The sequence below is a fragment of the Microbacterium sp. P5_B6 genome, from assembly GCF_056400345.1.
Genome location: NZ_JBFULL010000012.1, coordinates 26,824 through 45,769 on the forward strand (window position 1 = coordinate 26,824; position 18,946 = coordinate 45,769).

Genomic DNA, 18,946 nt, shown 5'->3' on the forward strand with positions numbered 1-18,946 from the left:
CGCACCTCCGGGATTGTCCTGCGAACAGGCCACCCCCACGGCATATCCACCACCCCGATAGCAGCAGTGCTCCTGGCGCGCGGTGGATCTGTGGTGAAACCACGAACGCTGTCACCGTGCAGCATTACATAGGAGAGAACGTGCCAACCATTCAGCAGTTGGTTCGCAAGGGTCGCTCGCCCAAGGTCACCAAGACCAAGGCGCCGGCGCTCAAGTCGAACCCGCAGCAGGCAGGCGTGTGCACCCGCGTGTACACGACCACCCCCAAGAAGCCCAACTCGGCGATGCGCAAGGTCGCCCGTGTCAAGCTCCGCAACGGCTCTGAGGTCACCGCCTACATCCCCGGCGAGGGCCACAACCTCCAGGAGCACTCGCTCGTGCTCGTCCGCGGAGGCCGTGTCAAGGACCTCCCCGGTGTCCGCTACAAGATCGTGCGTGGCGCTCTCGACACGCAGGCCGTCAAGAACCGCAAGCAGGCTCGCAGCCGCTACGGCGCCAAGAAGGGTTAAGGAACATGCCTCGTAAGGGACCAGCCCCCAAGCGCCCCGTCGTCAACGACCCGGTCTACGGCGCTCCGATCGTCAGCCAGCTCGTCAACAAGATCCTCGTCGACGGCAAGAAGTCGATCGCCGAGTCGATCGTCTACACCGCCCTCCAGGGCGTCGAGGCCAAGAACGGCCAGGACGCCGTCGCCACCCTCAAGAAGGCCCTCGACAACGTGCGTCCGACCCTCGAGGTCAAGTCGCGTCGCGTCGGCGGCTCGACCTACCAGGTGCCGATCGAGGTCAAGCCCCACCGTGCCAACACGCTGGCGCTGCGCTGGCTCGTGAGCTACGCCAAGGGCCGTCGTGAGAAGACGATGATCGAGCGCCTCCAGAACGAGATCCTGGATGCCTCGAACGGCCTGGGTGCCGCGGTCAAGCGCCGCGAAGACACCCACAAGATGGCCGAGTCGAACCGCGCCTTCGCGCACTACCGCTGGTAACCAGCGCGGCGGCCGAGCCGCACTTCGACACTCACCGTGTCCGAAGCGCCGGCTCGGCCGCCACCCCTGCCTGATCGTCACGAACGATCGACTGGATTTCACAAGTTAGGACACCCCTGTGGCACAAGAAGTGCTCACCGACCTCAACAAGGTCCGCAACATCGGCATCATGGCGCACATCGATGCCGGCAAGACGACGACGACCGAGCGCATCCTGTACTACACGGGAACCAACCACAAGATCGGCGAGACCCACGACGGCGCCTCGACCACCGACTGGATGGAGCAGGAGCAGGAGCGTGGCATCACGATCACCTCTGCTGCTGTGACCTGCTTCTGGGACAAGAACCAGATCAACATCATCGACACCCCCGGTCACGTCGACTTCACCGTCGAGGTCGAGCGCTCGCTGCGCGTCCTCGATGGCGCCGTCGCCGTCTTCGACGGCAAGGAGGGCGTCGAGCCCCAGTCCGAGACCGTCTGGCGTCAGGCCGACAAGTACGACGTCCCGCGCATCTGCTTCGTCAACAAGATGGACAAGCTCGGCGCTGACTTCTACTTCACCGTCGACACGATCATCAACAAGCTCAAGGCGAAGCCGCTGGTCATCCAGCTCCCCATCGGCGTCGAGAACGACTTCGTCGGCGTCGTCGACCTGGTCGAGATGCGTGCCCTGGTGTGGGCGGGCGACGCCAAGGGTGATGTCACCATGGGCGCCAAGTACGACGTCCAGGAGATCCCGGCCGACATGGCCGATGTTGTGGCGAAGTACCGCGAGATCCTGCTCGAGACGGTCGCCGAGTCCGACGAGCACCTCCTCGAGAAGCACTTCGGCGGAGAAGGACTCACCGTCCCCGAGATCAAGGCCGCCATCCGCAAGATGACCGTCAACTCGGAGCTCTACCCCGTGCTCTGCGGCTCGGCGTTCAAGAACCGCGGCGTTCAGCCGATGCTCGACGCGGTCGTGGACTACCTCCCGTCGCCGCTCGATGTGCCGGCGATCGAGGCGCACGACCCGAAGAACGAAGAGACCGTCATCCTGCGGCACTCCGACCGCGACGAGCCGTTCACGGCGCTCGCGTTCAAGATCGTGACGCACCCCTTCTTCGGTCGCCTCACCTACATCCGCGTGTACTCCGGTCACCTGGACTCGGGTGGACAGGTCGTCAACTCGACGAAGTCCAAGAAGGAGCGCATCGGGAAGATCTTCCAGATGTACGCCAACAAGGAGAACCCGGTCGACTCGGTCACCGCGGGTCACATCTACGCGGTCATCGGTCTCAAGGACACCACCACGGGCGACACCCTGTCGGACGCGCAGCACCAGGTCGTGCTCGAGTCGATGACGTTCCCCGAGCCGGTCATCGAGGTCGCGATCGAGCCCAAGACCAAGGCCGACCAGGAGAAGCTGGGTCTCGCGATCCAGAAGCTCGCCGAGGAGGACCCGACGTTCCGCGTCGAGCAGAACTCCGACACGGGCCAGACGGTCATCAAGGGCATGGGCGAGCTGCACCTCGACATCCTGGTCGACCGCATGAAGCGGGAGTTCAAGGTCGAGGCCAACGTCGGAAAGCCGCAGGTCGCGTACCGCGAGACGATCCGCCGCTCGGTCGAGAAGCACGACTACACGCACAAGAAGCAGACCGGTGGATCGGGTCAGTTCGCCAAGATCCAGTTCACGATCGAGCCTCTCGAGGTCACGGCCGACAAGACGTACGAGTTCGAGAACAAGGTCACCGGTGGCCGCATCCCGCGCGAGTACATCAGCCCGACCGACCAGGGTTTCCAGGACGCCATGAACGTCGGCGTGCTCGCCGGCTACCCCATGGTGGGAGTCAAGGCGATCCTGCTCGACGGCGCTTCGCACGACGTCGACTCGTCCGAGATGGCGTTCAAGATCGCGGGCTCGATGGGCTTCAAGGAGGCCGTCCGCCGCGCTGATCCGGTCATCCTCGAGCCGATCATGGCCGTCGAGGTGCGCACGCCCGAGGAGTACATGGGCGACGTCATCGGCGACCTGAACTCGCGTCGTGGCCAGATCCAGTCGATGGAGGACGCCGCAGGCGTCAAGGTGGTCCGTGCGAACGTGCCGCTGTCCGAGATGTTCGGCTACATCGGCGACCTGCGCTCCAAGACCTCCGGTCGCGCCGTCTACTCCATGGAGTTCGACAGCTACGCCGAGGTCCCGCGCAACGTCATGGACGAGATCGTCCAGAAGAACAAGGGCGAGTAAACCGCTCGGGATGCTGCGGCCTGAGCCGACGTCGGCGCGGGCCGCAGCATCCGCCCCCTGGTCCTGAGCGTGTCGACGGACCACACCTCCACAACTTCACAGATTCCCAATAACGCTCTCGGCTAAGCTGAGAGACATTCCCCGTAGAGACCCGGTCGCAAACCAGTGCCCGGAGCCTCTACACGAACGTCCTGAGGAGGACCCAGTGGCTAAGGCCAAGTTCGAGCGCACCAAGCCGCACGTGAACATCGGAACGATCGGTCACGTCGACCACGGCAAGACCACGCTCACCGCTGCGATCTCGAAGGTGCTCGCTGACAAGTACCCGTCGGCCACCAACGTTCAGCGCGACTTCGCGTCGATCGACTCCGCTCCCGAGGAGCGCCAGCGCGGCATCACGATCAACATCTCGCACGTCGAGTACGAGACGCCGAAGCGCCACTACGCGCACGTCGACGCCCCGGGTCACGCTGACTACATCAAGAACATGATCACCGGTGCCGCTCAGATGGACGGCGCGATCCTCGTGGTCGCCGCCACCGACGGCCCGATGGCTCAGACGCGTGAGCACGTGCTGCTCGCCAAGCAGGTCGGCGTGCCGTACCTGCTCGTCGCGCTGAACAAGTCCGACATGGTCGACGACGAGGAGATCCTGGAGCTCGTCGAGCTCGAGGTCCGCGAGCTGCTCTCCAGCCAGGACTTCGACGGTGACAACGCTCCGGTCGTCCGCGTCTCGGGCCTCAAGGCTCTCGAGGGCGACGCCGAGTGGACCGAGAAGATCGTCGAGCTCATGGAAGCCGTCGACGAGTCGATCCCCKACCCGGTGCGTGACAAGGACAAGCCGTTCCTCATGCCCATCGAGGACGTCTTCACCATCACGGGCCGTGGCACGGTCGTCACGGGCCGCGCCGAGCGTGGCACGCTCGCGATCAACTCCGAGGTCGAGATCGTGGGTCTGCGCCCGACGCAGAAGACGATCGTCACCGGTATCGAGATGTTCCACAAGCAGCTCGACGAGGCATGGGCCGGCGAGAACTGTGGTCTGCTCCTCCGCGGCACCAAGCGTGACGACGTCGAGCGCGGCCAGGTCGTCGTGAAGCCCGGTTCGGTCACCCCGCACACCAACTTCGAGGGCACGGCGTACATCCTGTCCAAGGAGGAGGGCGGCCGTCACAACCCGTTCTTCACGAACTACCGCCCGCAGTTCTACTTCCGCACCACGGACGTCACCGGCGTCATCTCGCTGCCCGAGGGCACCGAGATGGTCATGCCCRGCGACACCACCGACATGACGGTTGAGCTGATCCAGCCCATCGCCATGGAAGAGGGCCTCGGCTACGCGATCCGTGAGGGTGGCCGCACCGTCGGCGCCGGCACGGTGACCAAGATCATCAAGTAAGTCTTCTCGACTCACTGAGCAAAGGGGTCGGACCTTCGGGTCCGSCCCCTTTGTCGTGCGCCGGCAGTGCCAGGACGCGGTCATACCGCCCGTCGACCGACGATCGACCCTGATTGACGGGATGCCCCCTCCCAGGGAGCATGGTCCGAGAGGCCGACGGCCGCGAAGGGGAGTGCCGCATGGGAATCGACGACATGCTGAACCAGGGCAAGAAGCAGTATGAAGCCCACAAGGACAAGATCGAGGGCTTCCTCGCCTCTGAGCAGGGCGAAGCGGCCAGCGACAAGGTCTTCGACAGCGCCGCCGACATCGCGAAGAAGATCTCACCCGACCAGTTCGATGCGAAGGTCGACGCCGTCCGTGCCGAAGCGGATCGCCGCGTCGGCACCGAGCGGGACGGCACCGCCCCAGAGGCGGATCGGGACGTCACCACCGGGGGAGACGACGCAGACACAAGCCGAACGGTCTGAGCGGCGACGCGCGCCGGGTCAGCGCGGCATGACGGGGCGGCGTCAGAGCCGCGTCATGCCGCCGTCGCGCCCGGGATGAGGGCAGCGCGGAGCGTCTTGAGGAGGATCACCACGTCACTGACGAGGGACCAGTTCTCGACATAGGCGAGGTCGAGTCGCACGGACTCCTCCCACGACAGGGTGGACCTCCCGCTGATCTGCCAGATGCCCGTGATGCCCGGCTTCACCAGGAACCGGCGGTGGACGTGCTCGTCGTAGCGCGCGACTTCGGTGGGCAGGGCGGGCCGAGGACCCACCAGCGACATCGAGCCGCCGATGACGTTGAACAGCTGGGGAAGCTCGTCGAGGCTGTAACGGCGGAGCCATCGACCGATCGGAGTGACTCGCGGATCGACGAGCATCTTGAACAGGATCTCGTTCCCGGCGTCGCGCTTGCCCGACAGCTCCGGCAGCATGGCCTCGGCGCCGTCCACCATCGTCCGGAACTTCAGCATCCGGAAGTGGCGGCCGTCCAAGCCGACGCGGTGCTGCCAGAACAGCACGGGCCCGGACGAGGTCGAGGCGATGACCAGGGCGATGACGCCCATCAGCGGGCTGATCAGGACCACGCCGACCGTCGTCAGGGTGAGATCGAGGGCGCGCTTCACGAAGCGCTGGCCCTTGCTGTAGCGCGGGGTCTCGACGTGGATCAGCGGAAGCCCGGCGACCGGTCGGGTCTGGATGCGCGGGCCGACGACATCCGCGATGGCGGGAGCGAGAACGAGGTGACGGCTGCCGGTCTCGAGAGCCCAGGAGATGCGCTTCACTCCCGACGGCGGCAGTTCGTCGGCGCTCGTGACGGCGACGGTGTCGGCGTCGACGTACTGGAGCACGCCGAGGACTTCGTTCACACCGCCGAGAATCGGGATGTCGGTGTCGCGCACCGTGCCCCCCGCCTTGCCGCCCGGGGTGCACGCCCCGACGATCCGGTAGCCGGCGCTCGGCGTGCGCCGCAGCGCCGTGCCGATCTGCGCGACGGATGCCTCGGAGCCCACCAGCAGCACCGTGGCACTCCAATTCCCGCGCGCGCGCTGGCGGATCAGCCACTTGCGCCAGAGCCATCGTTCGAGAAGGAGTGCGGCGACGCCCACGGGCAGACTGATGAGCAGGTAGCCGCGGGCGACATCGACCCGCAGGAGGAACGCGGCGATGGCGATGAGGCCGAACAGACGGGTGCTCACCGAGATGATCCGCACGTACTCCGCGGTCCCCGTGCCGATCGCCCGGTCGCTGCGTGAGTCGGCGAGGCTGAGGCCCCACATCCACAGGATGAGCAGGGTGGCCGAGAAGAGCCAGTACGAGACGGCGCTGAGCCGGGAGTCCTCACGGATCGAGACTTCGGCGTTGCCGAGGCCGAACCACGCCACCTGCGCCCCATAGACGACCAGGGTGAGAACGAGCAGATCGCTGATCCAGAGCCGCCTGGCGTACCGGGCGCGCCAGTCGGCACCTCCCCGCGCGTCGTGCTCGGAGGTCGTCGGATCGACCCGTACTCGCCGCGACGACCGGTAACCAGTCGCTCTCGGGGACGGCTCCCACACCGATCCCACCACTTTCGACGTCACAGTTCCCCTTCCCCCACCAGGGCTGACGGTGCGAGCGGAGCCCTTCGTCATTCCCCCCGGCGACGGACACTCTTCGGCAACGTCTTTGACGCGCGGAATGCGTCGCAGTATCCTAACCCGCTCCCGGTTCCCGCGGTAGGGAGAAGCGGAACCCGCGAATACGCCCATAGTCCCCAAGCGCGACACGCCCGGGTTTGCGACACGCCCGGGCGACCCGTAGACTAGTGAGGTTCCACATTCCGGCGCCCCTCTTGGCGTGCGCTGGATCACTGCCAGGGCAGTGCATAGGCGGCGCGACAGCGCGACAACCTAGGCCGCGGGCAGTAGAACGAAAATCCCCACAAAACTCGGCTCCACGAGGACGCTTGCGTCCGCGCGTGCCGGGATGCGGGACCGGATGCCCCGGCATGCGGATTGACAGCAGAACAGCGGTGCAGCATCCCTCGACACGCTCGGGACCGAGCGGCCGCAGAGAGAAGTGCCTGGCGTGCAAGCGCCATCGTGCGTCCAATGCCCCTGGGAAGTCCAGGTCGGTATGACGCGATATAGAGAGTGAGCAGACAATGGCGGGACAGAAGATCCGCATTCGCCTGAAGTCGTACGACCACGCAGGGCTCGACAGCTCGGCGCGCAAGATCGTCGACACCGTGACCCGTGCGGGCGCGACCGTTGTGGGCCCCGTGCCCCTTCCGACCGAGAAGAACGTCGTGTGCGTCATCCGGTCGCCCCACAAGTACAAGGACAGCCGCGAGCACTTCGAGATGCGCACCCACAAGCGTCTGATCGACATCATCGACCCGACGCCCAAGGCTGTCGACTCGCTGATGCGTCTCGACCTTCCGGCCGATGTCAACATCGAGATCAAGCTCTGAGGTTCGACATGGCTGACATCAACTCCAAGATTTCCAAGGGGCTGCTGGGCACGAAGCTCGGCATGACCCAGGTGTGGAACGAGAACGGCAAGCTCGTTCCCGTCACCGTCATCGAACTCGCGCCCAACGTGGTGACTCAGATCCGCACCCCCGAGGTCGACGGCTACAACGCCGTGCAGATCGCGTACGGGCAGATCGACCCGCGCAAGGTGAACAAGCCCCAGTCGGCGCACTTCGAAGCAGCCGGCGTGACGCCGCGTCGCCACCTCACCGAGATCCGCACCGCGGATGCCGGCGAGTACACGCTGGGCCAGGAGCTCACCGTCGACGCCACCTTCGAGGCCGGCCAGCTGGTCGACGTCGTCGGCACCAGCAAGGGCAAGGGCACCGCGGGTGTCATGAAGCGCCACAACTTCAAGGGCGTCTCGGCTTCGCACGGTTCGCACCGCAACCACCGCAAGCCCGGCTCGATCGGCGCATCGTCGACCCCGAGCCGCGTCTTCAAGGGCATGCGCATGGCCGGCCGTATGGGTGGCGAGCGCGTGACCGTCCTCAACCTCACGGTGCACGCCGTCGACGCCGAGAAGGGTCTGCTGCTCGTCAAGGGCGCCGTCCCCGGTGCTCGCGGTCGCATCGTCTACGTCCGCAACGCAGTGAAGGGTGCCTGAACTCATGGCTGACTCGACTCTCGCGCTCGACGTGCGCAAGGCCGATGGCAAGAAGGCAGGCTCTGTCGAGCTGCCCGCCGCGATCTTCGACGTCAAGACGAACATCCCGCTGATCCACCAGGTCGTCGTCGCGCAGCTCGCGGCGGCTCGCCAGGGCACCCACTCGACCAAGCGTCGCGGTGAGGTCTCGGGCGCCGGCCGCAAGCCCTTCAAGCAGAAGGGCACGGGTAACGCCCGTCAGGGCTCGATCCGCGCGCCGCACATGACCGGGGGTGGCATCGTCCACGGCCCGAAGCCGCGTGACTACTCGCAGCGCACCCCCAAGAAGATGGTCGCCGCCGCGCTCCTCGGTGCGCTCAGCGATCGCGCTCGCGGTGACCGCCTGCACGTCGTCGACTCGTTCGGCATCGAGGGCGCTCCTTCGACGAAGGCCGCCGCTGCGGTCCTCGCCGAGCTCGCCGCGATCAAGAACGTCCTCGTCGTCATCGAGCGTGACGACGAGCTCACCATCAAGAGCGTCCGCAACCTGGCGTACGTCCACGTCCTGCCCGTCGGCCAGCTCAACGCCTACGACGTGCTCGTCTCGGACGACATCGTCTTCACCAAGGCCGCCTACGACGCCTTCGTCGCGAAGAAGCTCGCCGCGAACGCCGCAGCAGAGGCCGACACCGAGGAGGTCTCGGCATGAGCAACATCGCCGTCAACAAGGACCCGCGCGACATCATCCTGAAGCCGGTCGTTTCGGAGAAGAGCTACTCGCTCATCGACGAGGGCAAGTACACGTTCCTCGTGGACCCGCGTGCCTCGAAGACCGAGATCAAGCTCGCCATCGAGAAGATCTTCGGCGTCAAGGTCGCTGCGGTCAACACGATCAACCGCGTCGGCAAGGCCCGCCGCACCCGCTTCGGCACGGGAAAGCGCAAGGACACCAAGCGCGCCATCGTGACGCTCAAGTCGGGCACCATCGACATCTTCACGGCCGTCGGCTGACGGTCGGGACAGAGGACTAGAGAACTATGGCTATTCGCAAGTACAAGCCCACGACCCCGGGTCGCCGCGGCTCGTCGGTGGCCGACTTCGCCGAGATCACCCGATCGACGCCGGAGAAGTCGCTCCTCCGCCCGCTCGCCAAGACCGGTGGCCGCAACAACCAGGGCCGCATCACCACCCGCCACATCGGTGGTGGCCACAAGCGCCAGTACCGCGTCATCGACTTCCGTCGCAATGACAAGGACGGGATCGACGCCAAGGTCGCCCACATCGAGTACGACCCCAACCGCACGGCGCGCATCGCGCTGCTGCACTACGCCGACGGCGAGAAGCGCTACATCATCGCGCCGAACAAGCTGTCGCAGGGTGACGTCGTCGAGTCGGGTCCCGGTGCTGACATCAAGCCCGGCAACAACCTGCCGCTGCGCAACATCCCCACCGGTACCGTGATCCACGCGATCGAGCTCCGCCCCGGCGGCGGCGCGAAGCTGGCCCGCTCGGCCGGTGTGTCGGTTCGCCTCGTGGCGAAGGACGGCCCCTACGCCCAGCTGCGTCTCCCCTCGGGCGAGATCCGCAACGTCGACGCGCGCTGCCGCGCCACGATCGGCGAGGTCGGCAACGCCGAGCAGTCGAACATCAACTGGGGCAAGGCAGGCCGCAACCGCTGGAAGGGCATCCGCCCGACCGTCCGCGGTGTCGCGATGAACCCGGTCGACCACCCGCACGRTGGTGGTGAGGGCAAGACGTCCGGTGGACGTCACCCCGTGACTCCGTGGGGCCAGAAAGAAGGCCGCACGCGTCACGCCAACAAGGAAAGCGACAAGTACATCGTCCGTCGTCGCAACGCCGGCAAGAAGCGCAAGTAGGAGTAGAGGAAGATGCCTCGTAGCCTTAAGAAGGGCCCCTTCGTCGACGAGCACCTGCTTCGCAAGGTCGTCGTCCAGAACGAAGCCGGTACCAAGAACGTCATCAAGACCTGGTCGCGCCGCTCGATGATCATCCCGGCCATGCTGGGTCACACGATCGCCGTGCACGACGGACGCAAGCACATCCCTGTGTTCGTGTCCGAGACCATGGTCGGCCACAAACTGGGCGAATTCGCGCCCACCCGCACCTTCCGCGGCCACGTGAAGGACGACAAGAAGGGCCGCCGCCGCTGACGCGGGGGCAGAGGAGAGAGAAATGGTGGAGTCCATCGCACGTGTGCGACACATCCGCGTGACCCCTCAGAAGGCTCGTCGTGTCGTCGCCCTCATCAAGGGCAAGCAGGCTCAGGAGGCCCTGGCCATCCTGAAGTTCGCGCCGCAGAGCGCGAGCGAGCCGATCTACAAGCTCGTGGCTTCGGCGATCGCCAATGCACGGGTCAAGGCCGACCAGGTCAGTGAGTACCTGGACGAGCAGGACCTGTACATCAAGAACGCCTTCGTTGACGAGGGGACGACGCTCAAGCGTTTCCAGCCCCGCGCTCAGGGTCGCGCTTTCCAGATCAAGAAGCGCACGAGCCACATCACGATCGTGCTCGCGACGCCGGAGACCGCTGAGGCGGCCCCCGCAGCCAAGACCAGCAAGAAGGCGAGCAAGTAATGGGACAGAAAGTAAACCCGTACGGCTTCCGCCTCGGCATCACGACCGACCACGTGTCGCGGTGGTTCTCGGACTCGACGAAGCCGGGCCAGCGCTACGCCGACTACGTCGCCGAGGACATCCGTATCCGCAAGCTGCTGCAGTCGAACCTCGACCGCGCGGGCGTCAGCAACATCGAGATCGAGCGCACGCGTGACCGCGTCCGCGTCGACATCCACACCGCCCGCCCGGGCATCGTGATCGGCCGCCGCGGCGCCGAGGCCGAGCGCATCCGCGCCGACCTCGAGAAGCTGACCGGCAAGCAGATCCAGCTCAACATCCTCGAGGTCAAGAACCCCGAGGCTGACGCCCAGCTCGTCGCGCAGGGCATCGCCGAGCAGCTCTCCGCTCGTGTGGCTTTCCGCCGCGCGATGCGCAAGGGTCTGCAGGGCGCTCAGCGCGCCGGTGCCAAGGGCATCCGCATCCAGGTCTCCGGCCGCCTCGGCGGCGCTGAGATGAGCCGCTCGGAGTTCTACCGCGAGGGTCGTGTGCCCCTGCACACGCTGCGCGCGAACATCGACTACGGGTTCTACGAGGCGAAGACCACCTTCGGCCGCATCGGCGTGAAGGTCTGGATCTACAAGGGCGACCTGACCAACAAGGAGCTCGCGCGCGAGCAGGCCAACGCACCGAAGGCACCCCGTGGTCGTGACGACCGTGGCGGCGACCGTGGTCGTCGGGCACCCCGTAACGAGGCCCCCGTGGCAGAAGGAGCGTCGGCGTAATGCTCATCCCTCGTAAGGTCAAGCACCGCAAGCAGCACCACCCGGGCCGTTCCGGTCAGGCGACCGGCGGCACGAAGGTCAGCTTCGGCGAGTTCGGCATCCAGGCCCTGACGCCCGCTTATGTGACCAACCGTCAGATCGAGTCCGCTCGTATCGCGATGACCCGTCACATCAAGCGTGGTGGAAAGGTGTGGATCAACATCTACCCCGACCGTCCGCTCACCAAGAAGCCGGCCGAAACCCGCATGGGTTCCGGTAAGGGTTCGCCCGAGTGGTGGGTCGCAAACGTCAAGCCGGGTCGCGTCCTCTTCGAGGTCGCCGGCGTCAACGAGGAACTCGCTCGCGAGGCCCTGACCCGTGCCATTCACAAGCTGCCTCTCAAGGCACGCATCATCAAGCGCGAGGAGGGCGACGCGTAATGGCGATCGGCACCAAGCAGCTCGCCCCGAGTGAGCTCGATACGTTCGAAGACCAGCGCCTCGTCGAGGAGCTGCGCAAGGCCAAGGAAGAGCTGTTCAACCTGCGCTTCCAGTCGGCCACCGGCCAGCTCGAGAGCCACGGCCGCATCCGTGCGGTCAAGCGCGACATCGCGCGGCTCTACACCGTGATCCGTGAGCGCGAGCTGGGCATCCGTGCCACGCCCGTGGCCGTCGAGGTCCCGGCGAAGGCGAAGAAGACGAAGGCCAAGAAGGCGGATGCCGCTGACAAGGCCGTGAAGGAAGAGGCTGAGTGATGGCCACCACCAAGAAGGACGCCGAAGAGACGACCGCGGTCGCCTCGGGACACGAGTCGTCTGCGCACGACGTCCGCGACGAGAACGCCCGTGGCTACCGCAAGTCGCGTCGCGGCTATGTCGTGAGCGACAAGATGGACAAGACGATCGTCGTCGAGGTCGAGGACCGCGTGAAGCACCCCCTCTACGGCAAGGTCATCCGTCGGACCTCCAAGGTCAAGGCGCACGACGAGGGCAACACTGCCGGCATCGGCGACCTCGTCCTCATCAACGAGACCCGTCCGCTGAGCGCCACCAAGCGCTGGCGTCTGGTCGAGATCCTCGAGAAGGCCAAGTAAGCCCTCGGGCTCACTTGGAACCCAAGGAGTAGAGAACAGTGATTCAGAACGAATCCCGCCTCAAGGTCGCCGACAACACCGGCGCCAAGGAGCTGCTCACGATCCGCGTGCTCGGTGGCTCCAACCGGCGCTACGCCGGCCTGGGTGACGTCATCGTCGCCACGGTCAAGGACGCGATCCCGGGCGGCAACGTCAAGAAGGGCGACGTCGTGAAGGCTGTCGTCGTTCGCACCAAGAAGGAGACGCGCCGTCCCGACGGCTCGTACATCAAGTTCGACGAGAACGCCGCCGTCATCCTGAAGAACGACGGGGAGCCCCGCGGCACCCGCATCTTCGGACCGGTCGGCCGCGAGCTTCGTGACAAGAAGTTCATGAAGATCGTCTCGCTGGCGCCGGAGGTCATTTAGTCATGGCGAAGATCAAAAAGGGTGACCTCGTTCAGGTCATCTCGGGTGCGAAGCCCGAGCGTGGCGGAGACCGCGGCAAGCAGGGCAAGGTCCTCGAGGTCCTTACCGAGCAGAACCGCGTCATCGTCCAGGGCGTGAACTACGTCACCAAGCACACCCGCGTGGGGCAGACCCAGCGCGGCACGAAGACGGGTGGCATCGAGACCTTCGAAGCCCCCATCCACATCTCCAACGTCGCCATCGTCGACCCCTCGACCAAGAAGCCGACCCGCGTCGGCCGCCGGGTCGAGGAGCGCACGAAGGACGGCGTGAAGCGCACGGTTCGCGTGCGCTACGCGAAGAAGTCAGGCAAGGACCTCTGAATATGAGCACCGCCACTGCCGTGGAGGCTGGCAAGATCCAGCCCCGCCTCAAGCAGAAGTTCAACACCGAGATCAAGAAGCAGCTGCAGGACGAGTTCGGCTACGCGAACGTCATGCAGATCCCTGGTCTGGTCAAGGTCGTGGTCAACACGGGTGTCGGCGAGGCAGCTCGCGACAGCAAGGTGATCGATGGAGCGGTCGACGACCTCACCAAGATCACCGGTCAGAAGCCCCTCGTGACGAAGGCCCGCAAGTCCATCGCGCAGTTCAAGCTGCGCGAGGGCCAGCCCATCGGCGCGCACGTGACCCTTCGCGGCGACCGTGCGTGGGAGTTCATCGACCGGCTCGTGAACCTTGCGCTGCCCCGTATCCGCGACTTCCGCGGCCTCTCGGCCAAGCAGTTCGACGGTCACGGCAACTACACCTTCGGTCTCCAGGAGCAGTCCGTGTTCCACGAGATCAACCAGGACAAGATCGACCGCGTGCGGGGTTTCGACATCACCATCGTCACCACCGCGAAGACGGATGCCGAGGGTCGGGCGCTCCTGCGCCACCTGGGCTTCCCGTTCCGCGCGGACGACGACAAGGCGTGACGCATCGACAGGCTCAGCGTCCACGGTCGCTGAGCCTGTCGTGCGCCGCTCCACAACTGAATATCGCCCAGTCATAGAAGGTCGCCTGCCCTGTAACGGCATCCGAAACCTCATGAACGAAGGAAACAACACATGACAATGACAGACCCGGTCGCAGATCTGCTGACCCGTCTGCGCAACGCGAACTCGGCGCACCACGATTCCGTGTCGCTGCCGAGCTCCAAGCTCAAGACTCACATCGCCGACATCCTCAAGCAGGAGGGCTACATCGCCGGCTGGGTCGTCGAAGACGCCCGCGTCGGCCAGACCCTCACCCTGACGCTGAAGTACGGCCCGAACCGCGAGCGGTCGATCGCCGGCATCAAGCGCGTCTCGAAGCCCGGTCTCCGTGTCTACGCGAAGTCGAGCGAGATCCCCACGGTTCTCGGTGGCCTCGGTGTCGCCATCCTGTCCACCTCCTCCGGTCTTCTCACCGACCGTCAGGCCGAGCAGAAGGGCGTGGGTGGGGAAGTCCTCGCCTACGTGTGGTGATCTGACATGTCCCGTATCGGTCGTCTCCCGATCGACATCCCCGCCGGCGTGACCATCACGGTCGACGGCCAGGACGTCGCGGTCAAGGGCCCCAAGGGCGAGCTCACGCTCACCGTGGCGCGTCCCATCGAAGTCAAGGTCGAAGAGGCGCAGGTGCTCGTCACCCGCCCCGACGACGAGCGCGCCTCGCGTTCGCTCCACGGCCTGACTCGCACGCTCATCAACAACAACATCGTCGGTGTCACCCAGGGCTACACCAAGGGCCTCGAGGTCGTCGGCACGGGTTACCGCGTCGCTCAGAAGGGCAGCTCGGTCGAGTTCGCCCTCGGCTTCTCGCACCCCGTCCTGATCGAGCCGCCGGCAGGCATCACGCTGACGGTCGAGGGCAACAACAAGCTCACGGTCAGCGGCATCGACAAGCAGGCCGTCGGTGAGGCGGCTGCCAACATCCGCAAGATTCGCAAGCCTGAGCCGTACAAGGGCAAGGGTGTGCGCTACGCCGGCGAGGTCGTTCGGCGCAAGGCCGGAAAGAGTGGTAAGTAACCATGGCTGTCAAGTCAAAGTCCGACGCCCGCGCGCGTCGTCACGCCCGTCTTCGCAAGAAGGTCGTCGGCACCCCCGAGCGTCCCCGCCTCGTCGTCACCCGTTCGGCACGCCACGTGTTCGTTCAGCTCGTCGATGACAGCAAGGGCCACACGGTCGCTTCCGCCTCGACGCTGGAAGCCGACCTTCGCGGCGCCGATGGCGACAAGACGGACAAGGCACGCAAGGTCGGCGAGCTCGTCGCCGAGCGTGCGAAGGCCGCCGGCGTCACCGACGCCGTGTTCGACCGTGGCGGCAACCGCTACGCAGGCCGTGTCGCGGCGATCGCCGACGGCGCCCGTGAGGGAGGTCTGAACCTGTGAGTGAAATCAAGGAGAGCAACGTGACCGAGCAGGCTGCAACCGAGGCCGCTCCCGCGGTCGAGGTCGCCACCGAGCGCGAGCCGCGCCGCGGTGGTCGCGAGCGCAACCCCAACCGCGACCGCGGTGGACGTGACCGCGAGCAGAGCCAGTTCCTCGAGCGCGTCGTCACCATCAACCGCGTGTCGAAGGTCGTCAAGGGCGGTCGTCGCTTCAGCTTCACGGCGCTGGTCGTCGTGGGCGATGGCAACGGCGTCGTCGGAGTCGGCTACGGCAAGGCCCGCGAGGTGCCGCTGGCGATCTCGAAGGGCGTCGAAGAGGCCAAGCGCAACTTCTTCCGCGTTCCCCGCACCGGTGGGACCATCCCGCACCCGGTGCAGGGCGAGGCTGCCGCCGGTGTCGTGCTCCTTCGTCCGGCCGCCGCCGGTACCGGTGTCATCGCCGGTGGCCCGGTGCGTGCCGTGCTCGAGTGCGCCGGCATCCACGATGTGCTGTCGAAGTCCCTGGGCTCGTCGAACACGATCAACATCGTCCACGCGACGGTGGCGGCGCTGAAGCAGCTCGAGGAGCCGCGTGCGGTCGCCGCGCGCCGTGGCCTCGAGTTCGACCAGGTCGCCCCCGCCCGTCTCGTCCGTGCCGAGGCTGAGGCCACGGCTGCTGCGAAGGCAGGTGTCTGATGGCCGCGCGCCTGAAGGTTACCCAGGTCAAGTCCAAGGTGAGTGAGAAGCAGAACCAGCGTGACACGCTGCGTTCGCTCGGTCTCAAGCGGATCGGCGACACCGTCGTCCGTCCCGACGACGCGCAGACGCGCGGCTACGTCAAGACCGTCGCGCACCTCGTCAAGGTTGAGGAGATCGACTGATGGCTGAGAAGGCCGTGAAGAACAAGGACGAGGTGGCCCCGGCCGCCGCGCCCAAGAAGGCAGCCGCCAAGAAGCCGGCTGCTGACAAGGCCCCCAAGAAGGCCGCCGCGAAGAAGGATGCTCCGGCATCGCGTCCCGGTGTCCTCAAGGTCCACCACCTGCGTCCGGTCCCGGGCTCCAACACCCCGAAGACCCGTGTCGGTCGCGGTGAGGGCTCGAAGGGCAAGACGGCCGGTCGTGGCACCAAGGGCCAGAAGGCCCGCTACCAGGTCAAGGCCGGCTTCGAGGGTGGGCAGATGCCCCTCCACATGCGCACTCCCAAGCTGCGCGGGTTCAAGAACCCGTTCCGCGTGGAGTACCAGGTGGTCAACCTCGAGAAGCTCGCCGAGCTCTACCCGAGCGGTGGCGACGTCACCGTGGGCGACCTCGTCGCCAAGGGTGCGGTTCGCAAGAACGAGAAGGTCAAGGTGCTCGGCACCGGAGACATCGCGGTCAAGCTGACCGTGGCGGTCGACAAGGTCTCGGGTTCCGCCGAGCAGAAGATCGTCGCCGCGGGCGGCACCGTCAAGTAGTACCCAGCAGGGGTCGGAGCAGCGCTCCGGCCCCTGCTGTCGTCCCCAGCGCAGAGCCCTCGCAATGTCGACGGCGATCCGCTGGGTTACTCTGGTTGACGGCGCGCCCAGTCCGCGCCGGCATCCCTTCTGGAGGCAGCCTCTTGTTCAGCGCAATCGCGCGGGTCTTCCGTACACCCGACCTTCGTCGGAAGATCGCATTCACCCTGGCGATCATCGCCTTGTACCGGCTCGGCGCTCACGTGCCGGCCCCCTTCGTCGACTTCCCCAACGTCCAGGAGTGCCTCAAGCAGTCCGCGGGCACCGAGGGACTGCTGTCGTTGGTCAACCTCTTCTCCGGCGGTGCACTGCTGCAGCTGTCGATCTTCGCGCTCGGCGTCATGCCGTACATCACCGCGACGATCATCGTCCAGCTCCTGCGCGTCGTCATCCCGCACTTCGAGACCCTCTACAAAGAGGGCCAGTCGGGCCAGGCGAAGCTCACGCAGTACACCCGCTACCTGACGATCGCGCTCGCACTGCTGCAGTCGACGACGCTGGTGACGGTGGCCCGCAGCGGCCAGCTGTTCGGCACGTCCGGCATCCCGGCCTGTGAGCAGCTCCTGACGAACGACGTGTGGTGGGCGCAACTGCTCATGATCATCACGCTGACCGCCGGCACCGGCCTCATCATGTGGTTCGCGGAGCTCGTCACCGAGCGCGGCATCGGCAACGGCATGTCGATCCTCATCTTCACGTCGATCGCGGCGGCCTTCCCCGCGTCGATGTGGGCGATCTGGCAGACCAAGGGCTTCGAGGTGTTCCTCCTCGTGCTGGCCGTCGGTGTCGTGGTGGTCGCCCTCGTCGTGTTCGTCGAGCAGTCGCAGCGCCGCATCCCGGTGCAGTACGCCAAGCGCATGGTGGGTCGCCGCACCTACGGCGGAACCAACACGTACATCCCCATCAAGGTCAACATGGCCGGTGTCGTGCCCGTGATCTTCGCCTCGTCGCTGCTGTACATCCCCGCGCTGATCGCCCAGTTCAACCAGCCGCAGCCCGGCGAGCAGGTTCCGGCATGGGTGGCGTGGGTTCAGCAGTACCTCGTGCGCGGCGATCACCCGCTCTACATGGCGCTGTACTTCCTGCTCATCGTCGGCTTCACCTACTTCTACGTCGCGATCACGTTCAACCCCGTCGAGGTCGCCGACAACATGAAGAAGTACGGCGGGTTCATCCCCGGCATCCGTGCAGGCCGCCCGACGGCCGAGTACCTCGACTACGTCCTGACGCGCATCACGCTGCCCGGCTCGATGTACCTCGGCTTCATCGCCCTTCTGCCCCTCATCGCGCTGGCCGCGGTCGGTGCCAACCAGAACTTCCCGTTCGGCGGCGCATCGATCCTGATCATCGTCGGCGTCGGACTCGAGACGGTGAAGCAGATCGACGCGCAGCTGCAGCAGCGCCACTACGAAGGGCTCCTTCGATGACCGCTCACGGCCACCGTCCCGTCCGCCTGCTGATCGTCGGGCCCCAGGGCTCCGGCAAGGGAACTCAGGGCGTGCGCATCGCCGAGAGCCTCGGCATCCCCGTCGTGTCGACGGGCGACGTCTTCCGCGAGAACGTGGCCCAGGGCACCGAGCTCGGCCAGCAGGTCAAGAGCATCATCGACTCGGGGCGCCTCGTGCCCGATGAGCTGACCAGTGCGGTCGTGCGCGACCGCCTCTCGCAGCCGGACGCGAGCGCCGGGTTCCTCCTCGACGGCTACCCTCGCAACCTCGCGCAGGTGCAGCACCTCGACGCGTTCCTCGAGGAGCGCGAAGAGGCCCTCGACGCGGTCATCGTCCTGGCCGTGCCGCGCGACGAGAGCATCGCCCGGCTGCACAAGCGCGCGGCCGAGCAGGGCCGGGCGGACGACACGAACGACGCCATCTCGGCTCGCCTGGCGATCTACGAGAACGAGACGGCTCCGATCCTCGATGTGTACGGCAGCCGGGGGATCGTCGACGAGATCGACGGCGTGGGCTCTCTCGACGAGATCACCGACCGTATCTCGCAGGCGCTMGACGCGCGCGGTTTCGCGCGGTCGGCTGCGGCCTGA

At 66.1% G+C, this 18,946-nt stretch carries 28 protein-coding genes; 27 read left to right on the top strand and 1 reads right to left on the bottom strand.

Annotated elements, in window-relative coordinates; all coding sequences use genetic code 11:
* Positions 1–140 precede the first annotated feature (140 nt).
* From rpsL to AC1DP3_RS14725, 5 genes are all read left to right on the top strand, one after another.
* On the top strand, positions 141–509 hold the full coding sequence (gene rpsL, locus AC1DP3_RS14705) for a 30S ribosomal protein S12 (protein WP_056223944.1): 369 nt from the start codon (positions 141–143) through the stop codon (positions 507–509).
* A gap of 5 nt (positions 510–514) precedes the next feature.
* On the top strand, positions 515–985 hold the full coding sequence (rpsG, locus tag AC1DP3_RS14710) for a 30S ribosomal protein S7 (protein WP_477294527.1): 471 nt from the start codon (positions 515–517) through the stop codon (positions 983–985).
* A gap of 118 nt (positions 986–1,103) precedes the next feature.
* Entirely contained in the window at positions 1,104–3,218 is a 2,115-nt protein-coding gene (fusA, locus tag AC1DP3_RS14715) for an elongation factor G (RefSeq protein WP_477294530.1), read from the top strand.
* 205 nt (positions 3,219–3,423) lie between these two features.
* A complete protein-coding gene (gene tuf / locus AC1DP3_RS14720) occupies positions 3,424–4,617 on the top strand; it encodes an elongation factor Tu (RefSeq protein WP_477294532.1) in 1,194 nt (397 codons plus the stop codon).
* A 179-nt stretch (positions 4,618–4,796) separates the two neighbouring features.
* Entirely contained in the window at positions 4,797–5,087 is a 291-nt protein-coding gene (locus tag AC1DP3_RS14725) for a hypothetical protein (protein WP_477294534.1), read from the top strand.
* Between the two features lie 53 nt (positions 5,088–5,140).
* On the opposite strand, the gene AC1DP3_RS14730 is transcribed toward AC1DP3_RS14725, so the two are convergent.
* Positions 5,141–6,691, bottom strand: a complete 1,551-nt coding sequence (locus tag AC1DP3_RS14730) for a sugar transferase (RefSeq protein WP_477294536.1) — start codon at positions 6,689–6,691, stop codon at positions 5,141–5,143.
* 563 nt (positions 6,692–7,254) lie between these two features.
* Here AC1DP3_RS14730 and rpsJ point away from each other — a divergent pair.
* The 22 genes from rpsJ to AC1DP3_RS14840 all read left to right on the top strand — a co-directional run bounded on the left by rpsJ (position 7,255) and on the right by AC1DP3_RS14840 (position 18,946).
* Complete coding sequence (gene rpsJ, locus AC1DP3_RS14735) at positions 7,255–7,563, top strand: 30S ribosomal protein S10 (protein ID WP_013584016.1); 309 nt, start codon at positions 7,255–7,257, stop codon at positions 7,561–7,563.
* Positions 7,564–7,571: 8 nt separating this feature from the next.
* Positions 7,572–8,231: a 50S ribosomal protein L3 gene (gene rplC / locus AC1DP3_RS14740; RefSeq protein ID WP_477294539.1), complete on the top strand. Its 660-nt coding sequence runs from the start codon at positions 7,572–7,574 to the stop codon at positions 8,229–8,231.
* A 4-nt stretch (positions 8,232–8,235) separates the two neighbouring features.
* Entirely contained in the window at positions 8,236–8,919 is a 684-nt protein-coding gene (gene rplD, locus AC1DP3_RS14745) for a 50S ribosomal protein L4 (protein ID WP_477294541.1), read from the top strand.
* Positions 8,916–9,221 carry a 50S ribosomal protein L23 gene (gene rplW / locus AC1DP3_RS14750; RefSeq protein ID WP_477294543.1) on the top strand — a complete coding sequence of 102 codons (306 nt, stop codon included), beginning with the start codon at positions 8,916–8,918 and terminating at the stop codon, positions 9,219–9,221. Before rplD ends, rplW begins: the two co-directional genes overlap by 4 nt.
* Before the next feature lie 26 nt (positions 9,222–9,247).
* A complete protein-coding gene (rplB, locus tag AC1DP3_RS14755; RefSeq protein WP_477294545.1) occupies positions 9,248–10,087 on the top strand; it encodes a 50S ribosomal protein L2 in 840 nt (279 codons plus the stop codon).
* 12 nt (positions 10,088–10,099) lie between these two features.
* A complete protein-coding gene (gene rpsS / locus AC1DP3_RS14760) occupies positions 10,100–10,381 on the top strand; it encodes a 30S ribosomal protein S19 (protein ID WP_045275479.1) in 282 nt (93 codons plus the stop codon).
* A 22-nt stretch (positions 10,382–10,403) separates the two neighbouring features.
* Positions 10,404–10,805, top strand: coding sequence for a 50S ribosomal protein L22 (rplV, locus tag AC1DP3_RS14765; RefSeq protein WP_477294548.1), 402 nt, complete (start codon positions 10,404–10,406; stop codon positions 10,803–10,805).
* Positions 10,805–11,569 (top strand): 30S ribosomal protein S3, encoded by a 765-nt coding sequence (rpsC, locus tag AC1DP3_RS14770; protein WP_477294550.1) that lies wholly within the window; start codon positions 10,805–10,807, stop codon positions 11,567–11,569. Before rplV ends, rpsC begins: the two co-directional genes overlap by 1 nt.
* The gene (rplP, locus tag AC1DP3_RS14775; protein ID WP_141881980.1) at positions 11,569–11,988 is read left to right on the top strand and encodes a 50S ribosomal protein L16; all 420 of its coding nucleotides are present in this window, start codon (positions 11,569–11,571) and stop codon (positions 11,986–11,988) included. The genes rpsC and rplP overlap by 1 nt, the downstream gene beginning before the upstream one ends.
* Positions 11,988–12,302, top strand: coding sequence for a 50S ribosomal protein L29 (gene rpmC / locus AC1DP3_RS14780; protein WP_477294552.1), 315 nt, complete (start codon positions 11,988–11,990; stop codon positions 12,300–12,302). The genes rplP and rpmC overlap by 1 nt, the downstream gene beginning before the upstream one ends.
* Positions 12,302–12,640, top strand: coding sequence for a 30S ribosomal protein S17 (rpsQ, locus tag AC1DP3_RS14785; RefSeq protein WP_477294554.1), 339 nt, complete (start codon positions 12,302–12,304; stop codon positions 12,638–12,640). Before rpmC ends, rpsQ begins: the two co-directional genes overlap by 1 nt.
* A gap of 38 nt (positions 12,641–12,678) precedes the next feature.
* On the top strand, positions 12,679–13,047 hold the full coding sequence (gene rplN / locus AC1DP3_RS14790) for a 50S ribosomal protein L14 (RefSeq protein ID WP_243075627.1): 369 nt from the start codon (positions 12,679–12,681) through the stop codon (positions 13,045–13,047).
* 2 nt (positions 13,048–13,049) lie between these two features.
* The gene (gene rplX / locus AC1DP3_RS14795) at positions 13,050–13,409 is read left to right on the top strand and encodes a 50S ribosomal protein L24 (RefSeq protein ID WP_477294557.1); all 360 of its coding nucleotides are present in this window, start codon (positions 13,050–13,052) and stop codon (positions 13,407–13,409) included.
* Between the two features lie 2 nt (positions 13,410–13,411).
* A complete protein-coding gene (gene rplE / locus AC1DP3_RS14800) occupies positions 13,412–14,002 on the top strand; it encodes a 50S ribosomal protein L5 (protein ID WP_477294559.1) in 591 nt (196 codons plus the stop codon).
* Positions 14,003–14,134: 132 nt separating this feature from the next.
* Positions 14,135–14,533, top strand: a complete 399-nt coding sequence (rpsH, locus tag AC1DP3_RS14805; RefSeq protein ID WP_477294561.1) for a 30S ribosomal protein S8 — start codon at positions 14,135–14,137, stop codon at positions 14,531–14,533.
* 6 nt (positions 14,534–14,539) lie between these two features.
* On the top strand, positions 14,540–15,076 hold the full coding sequence (gene rplF, locus AC1DP3_RS14810) for a 50S ribosomal protein L6 (RefSeq protein ID WP_477294563.1): 537 nt from the start codon (positions 14,540–14,542) through the stop codon (positions 15,074–15,076).
* Between the two features lie 2 nt (positions 15,077–15,078).
* Positions 15,079–15,438 (top strand): 50S ribosomal protein L18, encoded by a 360-nt coding sequence (rplR, locus tag AC1DP3_RS14815; RefSeq protein ID WP_477294565.1) that lies wholly within the window; start codon positions 15,079–15,081, stop codon positions 15,436–15,438.
* Positions 15,435–16,112, top strand: a complete 678-nt coding sequence (gene rpsE, locus AC1DP3_RS14820) for a 30S ribosomal protein S5 (RefSeq protein ID WP_477294567.1) — start codon at positions 15,435–15,437, stop codon at positions 16,110–16,112. The genes rplR and rpsE overlap by 4 nt, the downstream gene beginning before the upstream one ends.
* On the top strand, positions 16,112–16,297 hold the full coding sequence (gene rpmD / locus AC1DP3_RS14825) for a 50S ribosomal protein L30 (protein WP_194424257.1): 186 nt from the start codon (positions 16,112–16,114) through the stop codon (positions 16,295–16,297). The genes rpsE and rpmD overlap by 1 nt, the downstream gene beginning before the upstream one ends.
* Complete coding sequence (rplO, locus tag AC1DP3_RS14830) at positions 16,297–16,869, top strand: 50S ribosomal protein L15 (RefSeq protein ID WP_477294569.1); 573 nt, start codon at positions 16,297–16,299, stop codon at positions 16,867–16,869. The genes rpmD and rplO overlap by 1 nt, the downstream gene beginning before the upstream one ends.
* Before the next feature lie 143 nt (positions 16,870–17,012).
* The gene (gene secY, locus AC1DP3_RS14835) at positions 17,013–18,335 is read left to right on the top strand and encodes a preprotein translocase subunit SecY (RefSeq protein ID WP_477294571.1); all 1,323 of its coding nucleotides are present in this window, start codon (positions 17,013–17,015) and stop codon (positions 18,333–18,335) included.
* Positions 18,332–18,946 (top strand): adenylate kinase, encoded by a 615-nt coding sequence (locus AC1DP3_RS14840; protein ID WP_477294573.1) that lies wholly within the window; start codon positions 18,332–18,334, stop codon positions 18,944–18,946. The genes secY and AC1DP3_RS14840 overlap by 4 nt, the downstream gene beginning before the upstream one ends.